The organism is Roseicyclus sp., assembly GCF_052168335.1.
Taxonomy (GTDB): Bacteria; Pseudomonadota; Alphaproteobacteria; order Rhodobacterales; family Rhodobacteraceae; genus Roseibacterium.
Genome location: NZ_JBQLZP010000516.1, coordinates 1 through 1,498, shown reverse-complemented (window position 1 = coordinate 1,498; position 1,498 = coordinate 1). Strand labels below are relative to the sequence as shown.

1 protein-coding gene and 1 pseudogene are annotated in these 1,498 nt (G+C 75.0%); both read left to right on the top strand.

Going from position 1 to position 1,498, the window contains the following annotated elements; all coding sequences use genetic code 11:
* Positions 1-644, top strand: a pseudogene (locus ACTS11_RS15680) (ligase-associated DNA damage response exonuclease); the annotation flags it as partial.
* Positions 641-1,498, top strand: an 858-nt coding sequence (locus ACTS11_RS15675; RefSeq protein ID WP_442641233.1) for an alpha/beta hydrolase fold domain-containing protein, incomplete at its 3' end; no start/stop codon positions are given. The pseudogene ACTS11_RS15680 and the gene ACTS11_RS15675, both read left to right, overlap by 4 nt.

The following is a 1,498-nucleotide window of genomic DNA, read 5'->3' as shown; positions in this document are numbered from 1 at the left end:
TGCGCTGCCACACCTTCATCACCGAATCGACCTTCGGCCTGCCGATCTACAAGTGGACCCCGCAGGCGGAACTCGCCCGCGACCTCAACGCCTGGTGGGCCGCGACGGCGGCGTCGGGGCGGCGCGCGATCCTCGGGGTCTACGCCCTCGGCAAGGCGCAGCGCATCCTCCGGCTCCTCGATCCCGACATCGGCCCGATCCTCACACACGGCGCGGTCGAGGCCACGACGCAGGTGCTGCGCGGCCAGGGGCTGACGCTGCCCGGGACGGTGCAGATCACGCCGGCGACGGACCTCAAGGCCTACCCGGGCGCAATGGTTCTCGCGCCGCCCTCGGCCCTCGGCTCGCCCTGGATGCGGCGGCTCGGGCCCGTCTCCACGGGCTTCGCCTCGGGCTGGATGCGGCTTCGCGGCGTGCGCAGGCGTCGTGCGGCGGACCGTGGCTTCGTCGTCTCGGACCACGCGGACTGGGACGGGCTCAACGAAGCCATCGCCGCGACGGGAGCGGAGCGCGTCTTCGTAACCCACGGCTACACCAGCCAGTTCTCGCGCTGGCTGAGGGAAAAGGGCTACGAGGCGGGCGTGGTCGAGACGGAATTCGGCGGTGAAAGCCTCGAGGACGGCGCGGAGGAGGTCGTCGAATGACCCTCTCTCCCGTCGACCGGTTCTGGTGCTGGAACGCCGCCTACCTGGAGCGGCCGACGCTCGCGCTCCTGCGCTCGCAGAAGGCGCTGCGCCTCGCCTTCCGCCTCTCCGCGCGCCTCTCGACCGCTCCGCCGCGCGGCACCGCCCGCCGTCTCGGCCCGGACGGAAGCCTCTGGCTCACCCCGCCCGGCGTGCCGGAGGATGCGCCGCTCCTGTTCTACGTCCACGGTGGCGGCTTCACCATCGGCGCGCCCGAGACCCATGCGGGCCTCGTCGGCCACCTGGCGCAGGCCGCCGGGATGCGCGCCGTCCTGCCGCGCTACCGCCTCGCGCCCGAGCATCCCTATCCCGCCGCGCCGCAGGATGTCTTCGCCGCCTGGGACCGGCTGGTGGCCGCGGGGCACCGCCCGGCCGCCCTCGGCGGGGACAGCGCGGGGGGCTGCCTCGCGCTGCTGCTCGCCATGCGGCTGCGCGACCGGGGGGTGCCGGGGCCGCGCGCGATGGCCCTGCTCTCGCCGCTCGGCGATCTCTCGGCGGGCATCGCCGAACGCTTCCGCGCGGCACCCGGGGAACTCCTGATCCCCGCCGCCTGGGCGGACCGGGTGCGCGAGGCCTACCTGCCCGGCATCGACGCGCAGAGGCCGGAGGTCTCGCCCCTGTTCGGCGACCTCCACGGCCTGCCGCCCGCCATCCTCCAGTGCTCCGAGGCCGAGGTGCTGGCCGAGGATTCGCGCCGCATCGCCGCCGGGATGGACGACGCGACGCTCGACGTCTGGCCGGGGCTCCAGCATGTCTGGCAGCTCCACGCCGGCCGCGCGCCCGCGGCGGACGCGGCGGTGGCCCGCCTCGGCGCC